General features: G+C 62.7%; 14 protein-coding genes. 5 read left to right on the top strand and 9 right to left on the bottom strand.

Going from position 1 to position 16422, the window contains the following annotated elements; genetic code table 11:
• Positions 1-72: 72 nt before the first annotated feature.
• The gene (mutS, locus tag HT585_RS01665) at positions 73-2817 is read right to left on the bottom strand and encodes a DNA mismatch repair protein MutS (protein WP_176351338.1); all 2745 of its coding nucleotides are present in this window, start codon (positions 2815-2817) and stop codon (positions 73-75) included.
• A gap of 103 nt (positions 2818-2920) precedes the next feature.
• Between mutS and HT585_RS01660 the strand changes: the two genes are divergently transcribed.
• The gene (locus tag HT585_RS01660; protein WP_176351337.1) at positions 2921-5206 is read left to right on the top strand and encodes an NADP-dependent malic enzyme; all 2286 of its coding nucleotides are present in this window, start codon (positions 2921-2923) and stop codon (positions 5204-5206) included.
• Between the two features lie 347 nt (positions 5207-5553).
• Here HT585_RS01660 and olsB read toward each other — a convergent pair whose 3' ends face one another.
• The 5 genes from olsB to HT585_RS01635 all read right to left on the bottom strand — a co-directional run bounded on the left by olsB (position 5554) and on the right by HT585_RS01635 (position 11387).
• Entirely contained in the window at positions 5554-6444 is an 891-nt protein-coding gene (olsB, locus tag HT585_RS01655) for a l-ornithine N(alpha)-acyltransferase (protein WP_176351336.1), read from the bottom strand.
• Positions 6445-6564: 120 nt separating this feature from the next.
• The gene (locus HT585_RS01650; RefSeq protein WP_176351335.1) at positions 6565-8832 is read right to left on the bottom strand and encodes a hybrid sensor histidine kinase/response regulator; all 2268 of its coding nucleotides are present in this window, start codon (positions 8830-8832) and stop codon (positions 6565-6567) included.
• 55 nt (positions 8833-8887) lie between these two features.
• The gene (lspA, locus tag HT585_RS01645; RefSeq protein WP_176351334.1) at positions 8888-9379 is read right to left on the bottom strand and encodes a signal peptidase II; all 492 of its coding nucleotides are present in this window, start codon (positions 9377-9379) and stop codon (positions 8888-8890) included.
• Positions 9376-10236 (bottom strand): TrmH family RNA methyltransferase, encoded by an 861-nt coding sequence (locus tag HT585_RS01640; RefSeq protein WP_176351333.1) that lies wholly within the window; start codon positions 10234-10236, stop codon positions 9376-9378. Before HT585_RS01640 ends, lspA begins: the two co-directional genes overlap by 4 nt.
• Entirely contained in the window at positions 10236-11387 is a 1152-nt protein-coding gene (locus HT585_RS01635; RefSeq protein ID WP_176351332.1) for a class I SAM-dependent methyltransferase, read from the bottom strand. The genes HT585_RS01640 and HT585_RS01635 overlap by 1 nt, the downstream gene beginning before the upstream one ends.
• A gap of 314 nt (positions 11388-11701) precedes the next feature.
• On the opposite strand from HT585_RS01635, the gene HT585_RS01630 reads away from it, so the two are divergent.
• The gene (locus HT585_RS01630; protein WP_176351331.1) at positions 11702-12160 is read left to right on the top strand and encodes an SRPBCC family protein; all 459 of its coding nucleotides are present in this window, start codon (positions 11702-11704) and stop codon (positions 12158-12160) included.
• Between the two features lie 18 nt (positions 12161-12178).
• Here HT585_RS01630 and HT585_RS01625 read toward each other — a convergent pair whose 3' ends face one another.
• The 3 genes from HT585_RS01625 to sppA all read right to left on the bottom strand — a co-directional run bounded on the left by HT585_RS01625 (position 12179) and on the right by sppA (position 13995).
• Positions 12179-12523 (bottom strand): DUF1049 domain-containing protein, encoded by a 345-nt coding sequence (locus tag HT585_RS01625; RefSeq protein WP_176351330.1) that lies wholly within the window; start codon positions 12521-12523, stop codon positions 12179-12181.
• An 83-nt stretch (positions 12524-12606) separates the two neighbouring features.
• Complete coding sequence (locus HT585_RS01620) at positions 12607-12906, bottom strand: integration host factor subunit beta (protein WP_176351329.1); 300 nt, start codon at positions 12904-12906, stop codon at positions 12607-12609.
• Positions 12907-13035: 129 nt separating this feature from the next.
• Entirely contained in the window at positions 13036-13995 is a 960-nt protein-coding gene (sppA, locus tag HT585_RS01615) for a signal peptide peptidase SppA (RefSeq protein ID WP_176351328.1), read from the bottom strand.
• A gap of 262 nt (positions 13996-14257) precedes the next feature.
• Between sppA and lptC the strand changes: the two genes are divergently transcribed.
• The 3 genes from lptC to lptB are packed head-to-tail and all read left to right on the top strand — an operon-like array spanning position 14258 to position 16330.
• Positions 14258-14926 carry an LPS export ABC transporter periplasmic protein LptC gene (gene lptC / locus HT585_RS01610; RefSeq protein ID WP_176351327.1) on the top strand — a complete coding sequence of 223 codons (669 nt, stop codon included), beginning with the start codon at positions 14258-14260 and terminating at the stop codon, positions 14924-14926.
• 14 nt (positions 14927-14940) lie between these two features.
• Entirely contained in the window at positions 14941-15498 is a 558-nt protein-coding gene (locus tag HT585_RS01605) for an LptA/OstA family protein (protein ID WP_077502998.1), read from the top strand.
• A 13-nt stretch (positions 15499-15511) separates the two neighbouring features.
• Positions 15512-16330: an LPS export ABC transporter ATP-binding protein gene (lptB, locus tag HT585_RS01600; protein ID WP_173418804.1), complete on the top strand. Its 819-nt coding sequence runs from the start codon at positions 15512-15514 to the stop codon at positions 16328-16330.
• Positions 16331-16422 lie beyond the last annotated feature (92 nt).

Genomic DNA, 16422 nt, shown 5'->3' with positions numbered 1-16422 from the left:
ACGCCCTCGAAGGGCGCGCGGCGCTGTATAGCCTTTTTCACCGGCGCATGCACAGGAAAAACGGCGCGCCAGTCAACGGGCGCTCAGTTCCTTCTTCAGGGCGTAGAGCGCATCGAGAGCCTCGCGCGGCGTCATATCATCAGGGTTGAGCGCCTTCAGCGCCTCATCAACCCTGGAGTTCCCGGCAGGTTTGGCCTCTTCGCGGCGGATCGCCACCTGGAACAACGGCAAATCGTCGATCAGCTGGCTTGCCGGGTTCTTGCGATCGGCGTCTTCGAGCTTGGCCAGCACGTCCTTGGCCCGCGCCACGACCGAGGCCGGCAGGCCTGCGAGACGGGCGACCTGGATGCCATAAGAACGGTCGGCAGCCCCCGGCCCGACCTCGTGCAGGAAGATCACGTCGCCGTGCCACTCCTTGACGCGCATGGTCGCGTTCGACAGCCGGCCGAGCTTTTCCGAAAGCACGGTCAGCTCATGGAAGTGGGTCGCAAACAGGCCGCGGCAGCGATTGGCCTCGTGCAGATGCTCGACCGAGGCCCAGGCGATCGACAGGCCGTCGAATGTGGCGGTGCCACGCCCGATCTCGTCGAGGATGACCAATGAGCGATCGGTTGCCTGATTGAGGATTGCCGCCGTCTCCACCATCTCGACCATGAAGGTAGAGCGGCCGCGGGCGAGATCGTCCGAGGCGCCGACGCGCGAAAACAGCCGGTCGACGATACCAATATGGGCGCTTGCGGCGGGAACGAAGGTGCCCATCTGCGCCATAATGGCGATCAGGGCGTTCTGCCGGAGGAAGGTCGACTTACCACCCATGTTCGGGCCCGTCAGCAGCCAGATCGATCCGCCCTCTTCGCCAGACGGCGGCGACAGATCGCAACCATTGGCGACGAAGGCGTTGGCCGCCTGGCGCTTAAGCGCCTGCTCGACGACAGGATGGCGGCCACCTTCGATGGCGAACATGCGCGTGTGGTCGACGACCGGGCGGGCATAGTTCTGTTCTTCGGCAAGGATCGCAAGACCGGCCGACACGTCGACGGTTGCAAGCGCCAGCGAAGCCGCCTTGATGACCTCGGCCGCCGAGACGACGTCAGCGGTCATCGCGTCGAAGGCGGCAAGTTCGATCGTCAGCGCCCGATCGGCAGCGTTGGCAATCTTGCTCTCAAGCTCGGCAAGGGCGGTTGTCGTGAAGCGCATGGCATTCGCCATGGTCTGGCGATGGATAAAGCGGGCGCGGCCCTCGTCCGTGTCGGTCATCGAGCCGGCATTGCCCGCCGTCACCTCTATGAAGTAGCCGAGCACGTTGTTGTGCTTGATCTTCAGCGACTTGATGCCGGTCTCTTCGGAATATTGCAGCTGCAGCCCGGCGATCACCCGGCGGGACTGATCGCGCAGTCCCCTGACTTCGTCGAGATCGGCATTGGCCCCCTCGCGCAGGAAGCCGCCATCGCGCTTGAGCAGCGGCAGCTCGTCGGCAAGCATCGCATCGAGGTGGTCGAGAACGGACGCCGGCAGGGCGTCGATCGCCGCGCGCGCCGCCACAAGCTCCTCGGAAAGATTGCCCGAGGCCATCAGCCGCGAGATGGTTGCCGCTGCCCGAAGACCGGCCTGAATGGCGCCGAGATCGCGTGGACCGCCCCGGCCAAGCGCCAGCCGCGACAGCGCCCGCGGCATATCGGGCGCACGCCGCAGAGAATCCCTGAGATCGCCGGCAAAGGACGGCTGGCCGGCCAGGATCTCGATCGAATCGAGCCGCTGGTTGATGCGGTCGGGATCGGTCAGCGGCGACATCAGCCGTTCGGCCAGGAGCCGCGCGCCGCCGCTCGTCACCGTCCGGTCCAGCGCTTTCAACAACGTGCCTTCACGGGCACCAGAGAGCGTCTTGACCAGCTCGAGATTGGCGCGCGTCGCCGGGTCGATGAACAGCGTCGAGGCAGCGCTTTCGCGCTCGGGCGTGCCGAGCGCCGGGCGTTCGGCAAGCTGGGTCTTTTCGACATAGGAGATGGCAGCGGATGCCGCCGCCATCTCGGCGCGCGAAAAGCTGCCGAAACCATCAAGCGTCTTGACGCCGAAATAGCGGGCGATGCGGCCTTCGGCGGTGGCGCTGTCAAACAGCACGGCCGGCTGCGGCACCGCCACCCGGCCGAGCACGTCGAACACGGCACGCAGTTCCGGATCGTGGAAGACGGTGTCGGCGAGGATCAGTTCGCGCGGCTCGATGCGCAGGATATCGGCGAGCAACCGGCTCTCAGCCGTTTCGGCGAGCCGGAAGACGCCGGTCGAGATGTCGATCCAGGCGAGCGCATAGGCCGGCTCCGAACTGCTCTTGATACGCGCGAGCGCCATCAGATAGTTGGTCTCGGATGGCGAAAGCAGCTTTTCCTCGGTGATCGTACCCGGCGTCACCAGCCGGACGACATCGCGGCGCACGACCGACTTGCCGCCGCGCTTCTTGGCTTCGGCCGGATCCTCGACCTGCTCGCAAACCGCGACGCGGAAGCCGAGGCCGATCAGCTTCTGCAGATAATCGTCGGCCGCGTGCACCGGCACGCCGCACATCGGGATTTCCTGCCCCATGTGCTGGCCACGCTTCGTCAGCGTGATGCCGAGTGCCCGCGATGCCTCGACCGCGTCCTGGAAGAACAGCTCGTAGAAGTCGCCCATGCGATAGAACAGCAGCGAATCCGGGTTGTTCGCCTTGATCTCGATGAACTGCTCCATCATCGGCGTTGCCGTGGAGCGGCTCTCCTCGGTCGCCAGTTCAGCTGCAGAAAACACCTCGCCGGAGCGGCTCGATTGGTCTGTCACGAAATTCATGATTGTCCCGAAAAAAGAGATGGCACACTATCGCCAAGCAATTATAGACGACAACCATAAAGAGGCGGCCCGACAGGGTCGCCCACAGGAGGATAGAGGAAACATGCCGGCCACCGACAAGACCGATCGCACAATGACGAGCGTCACCGCGCAGGAAGCGCTCGATTTTCACTCGCAGGGTCGTCCCGGAAAGCTGGAGATTTCCCCCACCAAGGCCATGGCCACGCAGCGCGACCTGTCGCTTGCCTATTCGCCGGGCGTTGCCGTGCCGGTCAAGGCGATCGCCGAGGACCCTTCGACCGCCTACGACTACACCACGCGCGGCAACATGGTGGCCGTCATTTCCAACGGCACAGCCATCCTCGGCCTCGGCAATCTCGGGGCGCTTGCCTCCAAGCCGGTCATGGAAGGCAAGGCGGTGCTGTTCAAGCGCTTCGCCGATGTCGATTCCATCGACCTTGAGGTCGATACCGAGAACGTCGACGAGTTCATCAACTGCGTGCGCTTCCTCGGCCCCTCCTTCGGCGGCATCAACCTCGAGGATATCAAGGCGCCGGACTGTTTCATCATCGAGCAGAAGCTGCGCGAGGTCATGGACATTCCGGTGTTCCACGACGACCAGCACGGCACCGCGATCATTGCCGCGGCCGGGCTCATCAATGCGCTGGCCTTGACCGGCCGCGACTTCAAGACCACCAAACTCGTCTGCAACGGCGCGGGTGCGGCGGCGATCGCCTGCATCGAACTCATCAAGGCGATGGGCTTCAACCCGGAGAACGTCATCCTCTGCGACACCAAGGGCGTGATCTTCCAGGGCCGCACCGAAGGCATGAACCAGTGGAAGTCGGCGCATGCGGTCAAGACCGACCGCCGCACGCTTGCCGAGGCGATCGAGGGCGCCGACGTGGTCTTCGGCCTTTCCGCCAAGGGTGCGCTGTCCGAAGACATGGTCCGCTCGATGGCGCCGCGGCCGATCATCTTCGCCATGGCCAACCCGGATCCGGAAATCACACCTGAAGAAGTCGCGCGCATCCGTGACGACGCGATCGTCGCCACCGGCCGTTCGGACTATCCGAACCAGGTCAACAACGTTCTCGGCTTCCCCTATATCTTCCGCGGCGCGCTCGACGTGCGCGCGTCGACCATCAACGACACGATGAAGATCGCAGCCGCCGAGGCGCTGGCAAGCCTTGCCAAGGAAGACGTGCCGGACGATGTGGCAGCCGCCTATCAGGGCAACCGCCCGCGCTTCGGCGCGCAGTACATCATCCCGGTTCCCTTCGATCCGCGCCTGATCTCGGCGATCCCGATGGCCGTCGCGAAGGCGGCGATGGAGAGCGGCGTCGCCCGCAAGCCGATCACAGATCTCGAAGCCTATGGACGGCAGCTTTCTGCCCGGCGTGACCCGATCGCCTCGACCTTGCAGCGGATCTATGAGCGCGTCCGGCGCCAGCCGAAGCGCATCGTCTTTGCCGAAGGCGAAGAGGTGCAGGTGATGCGCTCGGCGATCGCCTATGCCAACCAGCAACTCGGCACCGCGATCCTGCTCGGCCGCGAGGACCGCATGCGCGAAACGGCGGAGCGCGAGGGCATTGATCTCGACCGCCCCGGCATCCAGATCGTCAACGCCCGCGTTTCCAAGCGGGTCGGCGCCTATACCGACTACCTTTACGCCCGGCTGCAACGAAAGGGCTATCTGTTCCGCGATGCCCAACGCCTGATCAACAACGACCGCAACCATTTTGCCGCCTGCATGGTGGCGCTCGGCGATGCCGACGGCCTGGTGACGGGCGTCACGCGCAACTATTCGACGGCACTCGAGGACGTGCGCCGCTGCATCGATCCGAAGCCCGGCCATCGGGTCATCGGCGTGTCGATCGCACTCTGCCGCGGCCGCACCGTGCTGGTGGCCGACACGGCGGTACACGACATGCCGTCGTCGGAGGAGCTCGCCGATATCGCCGAGGAAGCGGCCGGTCTTGCCAAGCGCCTCGGCTACGTGCCGCGCGTTGCGATGCTGGCCTATTCGACCTTCGGCCACCCCTCCGGCGAACGCTCGGAACGGGTCCGCGAGGCGGTCAATATTCTCGACAAGCGCCGCGTCGATTTCGAATATGACGGCGAAATGGCCGCAGACGTAGCGCTCAATCCGAAGGTGATGGAGCAGTATCCGTTCTGCCGCCTGTCCGGCACGGCCAACGTGCTGGTCATGCCGGCGTTCCACTCCGCCTCGATCTCGACCAAGATGCTGCAGGAGCTCGGGGGCTCGACCGTCATCGGTCCGTTGCTCGTCGGCTTCGACAAGTCGGTGCAGATCGTTTCGATGTCGGCGAAGGATTCCGATATCGTCAACATGGCTGCAATCGCAGCCTACAACGCCGGAATGTGACATCGACGCAAAATGTCCGATTTCGAGACACGCCCTGTCCATCAATGGAGCAGGGTGTGTCGATCCCACGCGGAAAAATCATAGATCTTTACACAAAAGAAGAGCTCGACACCCTTGGGAAAGGGGTCGAGCTCAATACATAATGGAAGACTTACTTCCTATGCGATGAAATAATGTGGAGATAGAGCAAAATGCACGCCAATCTCATTTGAATCTAGCGGCTCTCTCCGTTAATCTTTCTATTATTTCGTCATAAAACCAAAACTCTTCTTGACAAGACTATCGTCTCTTTCGAGGCCGAGAGTCAAATCCATCCTTAATATCTGGTTAATTGCGTCGACTACCTGTCAGGACACCGAAGTCGCGAACCGCCCGGCATCCGCGCCGTAATAATTGAGGTAGCGGCCCGAGATGTTGCTGATCGGCAAAACGATCAGCACGTCGGTGGTGCGGAATGCATGATCGACCACAGCGCCGTCGCCGACCATTGCCCCGAGGCGCATGTAGCCCTTGATCAGCGGCGGCAAGGCGGCCAGCGCCTTCTTCGGATTGATGGCTTCGACCGGCATCATGTCCATCGTCCGGTGCAATTCGGGCCTCGCGGAGACAGCCCATTCCTCGCGCGCACGGATGTTGTGGTGAAGGAAGGAGAGCGCCAGCGCATGCTCGGCCGGAACGGTGCCCGGGAACGATCCGCAGCCGAACATCGCATCGACGCCGTATCGCAATGCGTAGGCCCAGTTGCCCTGCCACAGCAGCTCTACCGTTCGTTTCGTGCGGTATTCCGGCAGCACGCAGGAGCGGCCGAGTTCCATGAAGCGCTTGTTGGAGTGGCGCGAGACAAGGGCTCCGACATCGAACTCCGAAGCGGAGTAGAAGCCGCCCGCCCGTTCGGCCACATCCTGGCGCAGCAGGCGGTAGGTGCCGACGATCTGGTCCTCCGGATCGCCCTCGATCGCCGTGTCGAGCACAAGCAGATGGTCGCAGATCGCGTCCCAGCTATCGACGTCGCGCTTGCGACGATCGAGGTCGGGGCCGACCTGCGCCTTCATCTCGTCGACGAAAACCTTGTAGCGCACAGCCTGCGCCGCATCGATCTCAGATGCGTTGCGCGCAAGGCGGGTCTCCAGATTGGCTATTCGTCCGAGAACGTCGGTCGCCGGGGCGGTCATTGTCTTGCCGACGCAAGCCTGAGAAGTGTCTACCACGCTCGTCGAATCCAGAAGCTCGATCGTCATCCGCGTCATCCCGAATCATTCATATCTGCCGGGCTTAGACCACGTTTCTGCAACAACATAGTGACATGAAAACGGCGCACAACCCCTGCCGGGACGGTGTTACCGTTACGACTTCAGCGCTTACCGTATCGCGAGAAGGCGGCTTATTTCCGCCATCAGCCGCTGCGGATCCGCGGGCTTGGGCAGCACGACATCGGCGCCGGCCGCAATGAGCCTGTCCCTCACCTCCAGCCGCACGTCGGATGTGAGCACGACCACCGGAAGGCGCCGCCCCGGCCCCATGGCCTCGTTCTCACGCAGGCGCTTGATCATCGAGAACCCGTCACCGCCCGGCATGTTCAGATCGGTGACGACGAGCTCCGGCATCGCCTGGGCCGGATCGCCGGCGCCGGACAGGATCTGGTCGACGGCGCCAAAATCCGTCGCCAACTGAACCGTCAATCCAGCGCGCTCCAGCACGGTGCGCACGATCAGCGCATTCACGGGATCGTCCTCTGCCAGGAGGATGCCGCGGGGGCTCTGCTTGGCGGGGGCGATCGTCGGCTCTTCGCGGAGGATCGGCCGGTTGTCGTTGATGGCGTCGCGTTTTTCGATGCCTTTCAGCCGCCCGAGCAGCACCTCGACCAACGACTTCTCGCGCAACGGGCGGATCAGCCAGGCCTCATAACCGTCCATCTGGTCGACCGGATGATTGTTGCGCTCCTCCGGGTTGATCAGATAGGTCCGACGCACGTCTAGGCGTGCCACCGCCGACTGCAGGGCGAGAAGCTGCTTGAACTGACCGGCGTGGCGATGATCGACGATGATGTCGGTCAACGCGGCGCCGCCGGCAAGGACGTCCGAGATGACATTCTGCGCGGCCGCCAGCGTGGTTGCCCGATGGCAGCGACCGCCGAGGGTGGCAATGGTCGAAGACAATGCAGCGGACGCCGGACCATCCGGGGCCATCACAAGCACATGCGATCGGGCGAGCCTGACGCGCCGCTCCGGCGTGACACGCTCGACTTCGGCGAGCGGCAGGCGGATCTCAAAGCGGCTGCCGCGCCCAGGCGCGCTCGACGCCGTCAGGCTGCCGCCGCAGGCCTGCATGATCCGGCGCGAGATCGCCAGCCCGAGCCCCGTGCCCTTGGCGCGCTGCTCGTCATTGCCGGCCTGCTCGAACTCTTCGAAGATGCGCTTCAACTCGTCGCCCGACATGCCCGGTCCGGTGTCGTCGATGAGGATGCGCACGCAATCCTCGACGATGTCGGCGCTGACGAAGACGCCGCCGAGCTCCGTGAACTTCACCGCATTGCCGATAACATTGAACAGGACCTGGCGCAGGCGGGCCGCATCGAACTCCATCAGCGCCGGCACGTCGGCGCTCACGGTTGCGCCGATCTCGACGCCCTTTTCATGGGCGCGATTGGAGAGCATTTCGACGACGCTCTCGATGACGCCGCGCGGATCCTGCCGCGAAGGGCGGAACTGGAAGCGGCCGGCCGAAAGCGACGAGAAATCGATCAGGTCCTCGACAAGCTGCACCAGAGCATGGCCGGACTGCTGCATGCCGGCCAGATAGTTCTTCTGTTCGCTCGACAGCCGGGTCTGGCCGAGCAAGTGGCTCATGCCGAGGATGCCGGAGAGCGGCGTGCGGATTTCGTGGCTGACGGTTGCGAGCAATCGCGATTTCGCCTGGCTCGCCTCTTCGGCGCGGCGCCGTGCGTCCTCGCGTTCGCGCGCGGCGCGTGCCTCCTGGGTCACGTCGCGCGCGATGCTGTGGCGCATCAGCCTTCCGCTTGCCGGATCCCTTGCAATGACGTCGTGCCAATCGTAGAGGCGCAGCCCTTCAGGTGCCGCTATCCGCACGAGATAGTGATTGGGTTCGACCTTCGGCTCAAAACTGAGGCCGATGGCAGCGCAGGTCAGCCCTCTTGCATCGTCAAGTCCGCAGGCGCGATGAAAGGCGGCATTGGCATGCACGATCTTGCCGTCCATGCCACGCATGATCGCCAGGTCTCCAAGCGCATCGTGGATGGTGGAAAGCAGCGCCGAGGTTTCGTGGCGATCCCAGTCGCCGTCCTGCCTGGTTTCCGCACCCGTCCTGTCGCTGTCGACAGCCCTGATGCCATCGGCAATCAGCAGAAGCACGCCGGCAAGGCCGGCCGCTGCAACCGCAGCGGAAAACAGATAGAGACCGGCAGCGATACCGATCGCAAGCACGAGGCCGGAGGCGATAACCCCGAGAGACGCCAGCGAAAGACGGCGCAGGGAGTAAGCCGATGCGCCGTCCTTGGGTATCGCTCCGGGGCCATCCGCCATGGCGCCGGCAGCCATCGCATCGCTGGATCGGGCTTGCGCACCGAAACCGGATTCGATCTGCTCCAACAATCGTGACGGCTCGCTCATGCCACTTGGCTAACACGGCAAGCGTTCCGAATGGCTTCAGCGCATCGATAAAATCTTAAGCGTTGGCCTTTTTCGCCTGCAGCAACTCGTCGAGAATGATCGCACCGGCGCCAACGGTGATGAAACTATCGGCCAGGTTGAAGACTGCGAAGGACCATGTCTGCGTGTGGAACAGGATATAGTCGATGACGTAGCCGAAGATCAGCCGGTCGACGAGGTTTCCCAGTGCACCGGCAATGATCAGGGCATAGCCGAGATGCGCAAAGAACCTGTCCTTCGGTGTGCGCCGCCACAGCCACAGCACGAAGGTAACGACGACGAGGCGCATGCCGACGATGAACCAGCCTTCCATGCCTGACAGCATCGAGAAGGCGACACCGTAGTTGTAGGTGCGGTAAAGCGCCAGCATCGGCACGACGGGAACCGCTTCATTGAACGGCAGATAGGCCTCGACCAGATACTTGATCAGTTGGTCGGCAGCGAGTGCCAAGACGATGAAGACCGCGATCGGCAGCGGCCTCGAAAACAGGACCTGCTTTTCGCTCATGCGCCTGCATCCAGCGCCAGGAGGTGACGTCGCGCCTCAAACAGCATGATGCCGGTGGCGATGGCGAGATTGAGGGAATCGGCACGGCCTGCCTGCGGAATGCGGGCCAGCGCTCCGGCCTCGCGGGCAAGCTCTTCGGGAAGGCCCGCCTGCTCGTTGCCCATCAAAAGCACGACCGGCTTCGACTTGTAGTCGATCGTGCGGTAGTCGACCGAACCGGCAAGATGCGTGGCCACGACCTTCACCCCGGCCTGCTTCTTCCATTTGACGAAGTCGTCGACGCTGGCGCGTACGACCGGCATGGCGAAGACCGACCCCATGGTCGCCCGCACGGTTTCGAGCGAGAAAGGATCCGTCGTCTCCCCGACGAGAATGATGCCGGAGGCGCCGGCCGCATCGGCCGTGCGGATGATCGTGCCGAGATTGCCGGGATCGCGAACGCGGTCGAGCGCCACATAGGTCTCGCCGAGCTCGGGGCGGATATCCTTCAGCGCCCGGTAGCGCTGCTCGAAGATGCCGACGACCATCTGCGGATTGTCGCGCCGGGTGATCGTCGACAGCACCTTTTCGCTGACTTCGAGCACGAGGCCGCCGCGGGCGAAGGTCTTTGCCGCCACCTGTTCCACATGCGGCTTGCCTTTGGCCGCCTTGGCGTAGATCAGCGTCTTGATCTTCCAGCCGAGATCGAGCGCATCGATCACCAGCTTCAGGCCCTCGGCCATGAAGGACCGCGTCTCGTCGCGATGCTTCTTCTGCGCCAGCAGCTTGATGTCCTTGATGATCGGATTGGTGAGGCTGGTGACTTCCTTCACCTGCCCGACACGGCCTGCGCCGTGTTCGCTTCTGTCATTGCTCATTACGGCACCCAGCGGCTGAAGAGAGATGTCGAAAGCGCCCGTCCCGGCTCACGGCCGTCGAGCCCGCCTTCGCGGATGATGAGTTCGCCCGATTCGACCCGACCACCACGGCCGCGCATCGTCTCGCGCATCAGTTCATGGATCGAGTAGAAACTGGCCCGGATCGAATAGGCCGTCAGCACCAGACCACGGGCTTCGGGCGACAGGATTTCGCGGCAGATGTCGAGCATCGCCGCCAGATGGTCGAAAAGTTGCCAGACTTCGCCGTTCGGACCACGGCCGAACTTCGGCGGGTCGGTCAGGATGATATCGTAGCGGCTGCCGCGGCGTTCCTCACGCTGGATGAACTTCATCGCGTCGTCGCAGATCCAGCGGATCGGCAGCTTTTCCGCGCGCGCCAGCGCCTGGTTTTCCCGGGCCCAGCCGATCGCCTTCTTCGAGGCGTCGACATGGGTCACTTCGGCACCGGCCTTGGCCGCGATCAGCGAGGCAACCCCGGTGTAGCCGAAGAGGTTGAGGACTTTCAGCGGCCGGCGGGCCGCCTCGACCTGATCCTTCACCCAGCTCCAATGCGCGAGCTGCTCTGGAAACACGCCGACATGGCGGAAGGAGGTGAAGCGGCCGTGGAAGTCGGTGCCGAGAAGCTGCATCGGCCAGGTCTCGCCAAGAACCGCGCCCGGAAACCGCCAGCGGCCCATGCCGTCCTCGTCGGTATCGCCGGTGAAGATCGCGTCGGCGTTTTCCCACACGCTATCGGGCAGGGTTCGCTGCCAGAGCGCCTGCGCCTCGGGGCGCACGATCCGATAGGGTCCGTACTGTTCGAGCTTTTCGCCGGCGCCGCTGTCGATCAGATGATAGCCGGAAACGCCTGAAGTCTCGAGAATGAGCGGCACATGTTCGCCCGGCTTGTCGCCGGAGCGGCGTGGGATGACGCGGACCGGAGCCTCGTTTTCGGCCTGTGCCCTCGGTGGCCTGTCGCGTGGCTCTGCGGCTTTCGCCGTCGCCTGGACGGGGGCACGCTCCTTGAACTCGCCTGACTTGGCAAAAGGTGGACGCTTCTTTTCAAGGCGGCCACCACCACGCGCCTCGGCTCCGCGGCCCTTCGCCGTCGTCACGGAGGCATTCTTCGACCGCCGGTCCTTTTCCTTCACGCTGAGATCCCTGGGCTTTGTTTTGTCACGAGGCGCTACCCTCCCGAATATCGGATGCAATCGGGCCGGCACCATGAGGTATGCCGCCGCACCCCGGATTTCGAGGCGAGGCATGTTCAGTTGCTGCAAATAGCACCGCTCATGCTCTTGGCAAAGCCGTTTCCGATTTGCCAAGATCAGTGTGGGAGTGAGAGTTGCCTCAATCGATCGCTGGAAATCGAATTCAGGACAGGATTGCAAGGCGAAATCAGAGAATTACATGAACCTTCGCGCGCCCTGCCGGGCGCGTGGCACCATCACTGGGAGGAATGCGCATGGACATGACCGGCGAAGAACGCATCTCGGCACCGCGTGATGCCGTTTGGCGTGGGCTCAACGACCCGGATATCCTGAAGCGATGCATCCCCGGCTGTCAGTCGATCGAGATGAAATCGCCGACCGAGCTTTCGGCCGTGGTCAAGATCAAGATCGGCCCGGTCTCGGCCTCCTTTACCGGCGACGTCATTCTGTCGAACCTCAACCCACCGGAAAGCTACACCATCTCCGGCGAGGGCAAGGGCGGCATTGCCGGTTTCGCCAAGGGCGGCGCGGATGTGACGCTGGTCGACGACGGTAAGGAGACGCTGCTGCGCTACGACGTCAAGGCGCAGATCGGCGGCAAGCTGGCGCAGCTCGGCTCCCGGCTGGTCGACTCGACCGCCAAGAAGCTGGCGCAGCAGTTCTTTACGGATTTCAGCGCCGCTGTCGGTGGACCTGCGGAAGCGGTCAGCTAGAAGGCCACGCCCTCGGCTTCAGTTCTGCGGGGCGGCCAGTGTTGCCTGGGTCGCCAGCTTCTCCGCCTGACTGCGGTGCTTTTCAGCTTCGCGGTGCCATTTCAGCGCCTCGGTCGCCTCATTGCGCGCGCGCCTGCGATATTTTCCCTGGCTGAACCAGGTGGCGGCAGCCCCGAGGATCAGACCGACGACAACAGCAAGAAACAGGAAAACGAAGAAGGGCGCACTCACCGACAGCACGCTGTCTTCGGGCCGGAACGGATTGAGGGCCAGCGTGACGCTCTGACGATTGGCGACGCTGAGCACGATCAGGATGACACCGATCGGGACGAGGAAAACGATGTTGATCAGTTTCTTGAGCATTCGGCGCTCCCGTTTTCCGGATCATCGCACGGGCCTCAGCGGCCGTAGCGACAATCCGGCTTCATGACGATCGGGCAGGACGATCAGTCGTCTTCGTCGTTCATGCCCGGGTTCAGCCGCTCGCGCAGCTCCTTGCCGGTCTTGAAGAACGGCACCCACTTTTCCTCGACGAAAACGGAATCGCCGGTGCGCGGGTTGCGGCCGGAGCGCGACGGGCGGTTCTTGACCGAGAAAGCACCGAAACCGCGCAGTTCGACACGGTTTCCGGCAGCCAGCGCGTCTGTGATCTCATCGAGCACCGCGTTGACGATGTTTTCGACGTCGCGGTGGTAGAGATGCGGATTGCGAGCTGCAACAATCTGCACCAGTTCTGACTTGATCACTGTCGCCCCCTTAAGTTCTTGTTTGTTTTGCTTTTTCGGTCTGCATTGTGATTGCCGCAAGACTGTGACCGGCGCTCATCTGGCGCGGACGGCCACGTTACGGATCAGGCTGGGCATATGCTGCCATCCTCATTGAGCTTCAACCTGCCAAACCGAAACAAGACCGTCAAGAAACAACTTGTCACCCCCGATTTTTTCGAGGCCTTTCATCGCCGGAAAAGCGTCATATCCCAACATCTTGACCCACTCGGAGACGGCCGATCCGAGGCCGAACGGCAGGGTCTGGCGCGGCGCTTCCCAATCAACCACGGCAAGCTCCTTCGACACCTTCCTGTCGGCCAGGAAGGCTCGGATTTCGTCGTCACCACCAAGCTTGTCGACGAGTTTGAGGCCGAGTGCCTGGCGACCGGTGAAAATCCGCCCGTCGGCAAGCAGGAGAGCCTCGTCGCGCGACAGCTTGCGGCGGTCGGCAACGAGGTCGACGAACCAGCCATAGCTGTCGTCGATCATTGCCTGGATCATCGCCTTGGCTTCGTCGCTCGGTGGGTGAAAGGGCGACGGCTCGGCCTTCAGCGGCTTCGACTTGATCGATTCCAGCGAGACGCCAAGCTTGTCCATCAGTTCCTTGACCTGCGGATACTGGAAGATGACGCCGATCGAGCCGGTGATCGAGCTTTCGCCGGCAACGATCGTATCGCCGGCAAGCGCGATCATGTAGCCGGCGGAGGCAGCCAGCGTGCGGATGTCGGAGACGACGGGCTTCTTGGCGGCGACCTTGCGGATCGCCTTGTAGATGACCTCGCCGCCATAGGTGGTGCCGCCAGGCGACGATATCGTCACCACCAGCGCCTTGACGGAATCGTTGTCCTCGATCCGCTGAAGCCGCTCCAGCAATTCGCGGTCGTCCTGGATCAGGCCCGAAATCGTCACGCGGGCGACATGGTCGCGGCCACGTCCTGCGCTATCGGCCCAACCCGACCACGACAACATCACCAGTGCCACGACGGCGAGCAGGCCGGCGACGATCCAGCGCCAGAAGCTGAGCTTCCTGCGCAGTCTGCGGCGATCAGCGATGGCAAGTTCATCCATGTGGGTTTCTCCCGAATTTGTTGGCGCAGCTTCTGTCAGTTTCCGAAGGAACATGCTATTTGCGCGGCAAGTGGCATACTCAATAGACGCGGTCGGTCCCGGTTAAAAGCCGTGCCCGCCGTTTTCCTGTCTTCACGAAGTTTTTTGCGGCAGCATTGTACGGCGGCAAAAAATATCCATATTTGCGACAACTTACACGAATGTATGTAAAACGCGGCTCTCGCGAGAACGCTGAAAAGCAACGGAACCAACAGGTCTTCACATGTTAGATCATGCGCCAGCCCCCGGCTTTTTTGCCGATACGGGTGCGAGCTCGTCGGACGCCTATGCGCTTGCCGCACGGCATTCGGCGCGCGTGAAGCGTCTGAAGATCATCCTGCCTGTGGTCGCCGGCGTCATCGCGGCGATCTTCGCCGCCATTTCCTTCGTGCGTGCCTTCATGCCGGTCGATCTGCAACTCGATAGCGCGACGATCGAAGACGGCAAGATCGTCATGCAGAATCCGGCGATTGCCGGGCGCAACAAGCAGGGCATCAGCTATTCGATGAAGGCGCAACGCGCGCTGCAGGATATCGTCAATCCCGATATCATCACGCTGCAGACGATCCATGCGGAAATGCCGGTGAACGAAAAGCTGATCGCTACGGTGGACGCGACCAATGGCATCTACGATCGCGGCGCCAATACGCTCGACATGAACGCCCCGTTCACGATTACCATGAATAATGGCGTCAACGCCGACTTCCAGTCGGCCTATCTTGATATCAACGCCGGCGAAATGGAAACGAAACAACCGATTGCGATCAGCATGAAGGGCGGTTCGATCATTGCGCAGCGGCTGCGAATGACGGATAAGGGACGCATAGTAACATTTGAGGGCATGGTGAGGGTCAATCTCGAACCCACCTCCATCCGCAAGAACACGAATTAGGATCTGGTGCATCCATGTCGGTACCCGCTACTTTTTTCAGGATTTCAGCCAGCCTGGCCGTTGCCGGCATCGGCGCATTGATGATTGTTTCGGGCGCGTCAGCCCAGGCCACATCGAGCAAGATGAAGGGCCTCGAACTGTCGAACGACAAGCCGATCCAGATCGAAAGCGACAAGCTTGAAATCAAGGATCCGGAAAGCAAGGCGATCTTCACCGGCAACGTCAAGGTCGTACAAGGCACGACGACGCTGCAGGCCGGCAGCATGACGGTCTTCTACAAGTCCGGTGGCGGCTCGGTTTCGAGCGGCGACGCCGACATCGATCGCATCGAGGTCAGCCAGCGCGTCTTCCTGAGCTCCGGCACGCAGCAGGCGACCGCCGACAGCGGCGAGTTCGACATGACCAAGCAGACCTTCGTCCTGAAGGGCGACAAGGTCGTGCTGTCGGAAGGCAAGAACGTGTTCGTCGGTTGCCAGTTGAATGTGCAGATGAACACGGGCGAGGCGCAGCTCGACGCCTGTGGCGGTCGGGTGCAGATCCAGCTCGACCCGAAGTCGCAGAAAAAGAACTGACGTAGATCCGCTCGTGCAACTCCCCTTCCTTCACAAGCGCAAGCGCGTCCGCAAGCCGTCGGCTGCAACGCCTGCCGTCGCCGGCCACGCGGTCGACAAGGCGCGTTACGACGGCACGCTGATCGCCCGTGGCCTGACCAAGGCCTATCGCGAGCGGCGCGTTGTCAACGGTGTGTCGCTGGTCGTTCGCCGCGGCGAAGCCGTCGGCCTGCTCGGCCCCAACGGCGCCGGCAAGACCACCTGCTTCTATATGATCACCGGCCTGGTGCCGGTCGACGAAGGCTCGATCGAGATCAACGGCAACGACGTGACGACGATGCCGATGTATCGCCGTGCCCGCCTCGGCGTCGGCTACCTGCCACAGGAAGCCTCGATCTTTCGCGGACTGACGGTGGAAGACAACATCCGCGCCGTGCTCGAAGTGCACGACAAGAACCTGGAGCGGCGCGAAAGCAAGCTCAACGACCTGCTCGGCGAGTTCAACATCACGCATCTGCGCAAGTCGCCGGCAATCGCCCTTTCCGGCGGCGAGCGGCGACGGCTCGAAATTGCCCGTGCATTGGCCACGGACCCGACCTTCATGCTGCTTGACGAGCCCTTTGCCGGCGTCGACCCGATTTCGGTCGCCGACATCCAGGCACTGGTGCGCCATCTGACGTCGCGCGGCATCGGCGTGCTGATCACCGACCACAATGTGCGCGAGACGCTCGGCCTGATCGACCGGGCGTATATCATCCATGCCGGCGAAGTGCTGACCCACGGCCGCGCCAACGACATCGTCACAAATCCGGATGTGCGCCGGCTCTATCTCGGCGATAATTTCAGCCTTTGACGTGATCCGCGGGCGAATCCGACATCTCGGCCGCGGTCGTGCTTGACCAAACCCCTCCAATAAGCAATTTTTGGGCCAAATGAAAAACCGGG

This window comes from Ensifer oleiphilus (genome assembly GCF_013371465.1).
In the GTDB taxonomy this organism is placed as follows: Bacteria; Pseudomonadota; Alphaproteobacteria; order Rhizobiales; family Rhizobiaceae; genus Ensifer; species Ensifer oleiphilus.
This window is presented reverse-complemented; position numbering and strand designations above follow the sequence as displayed.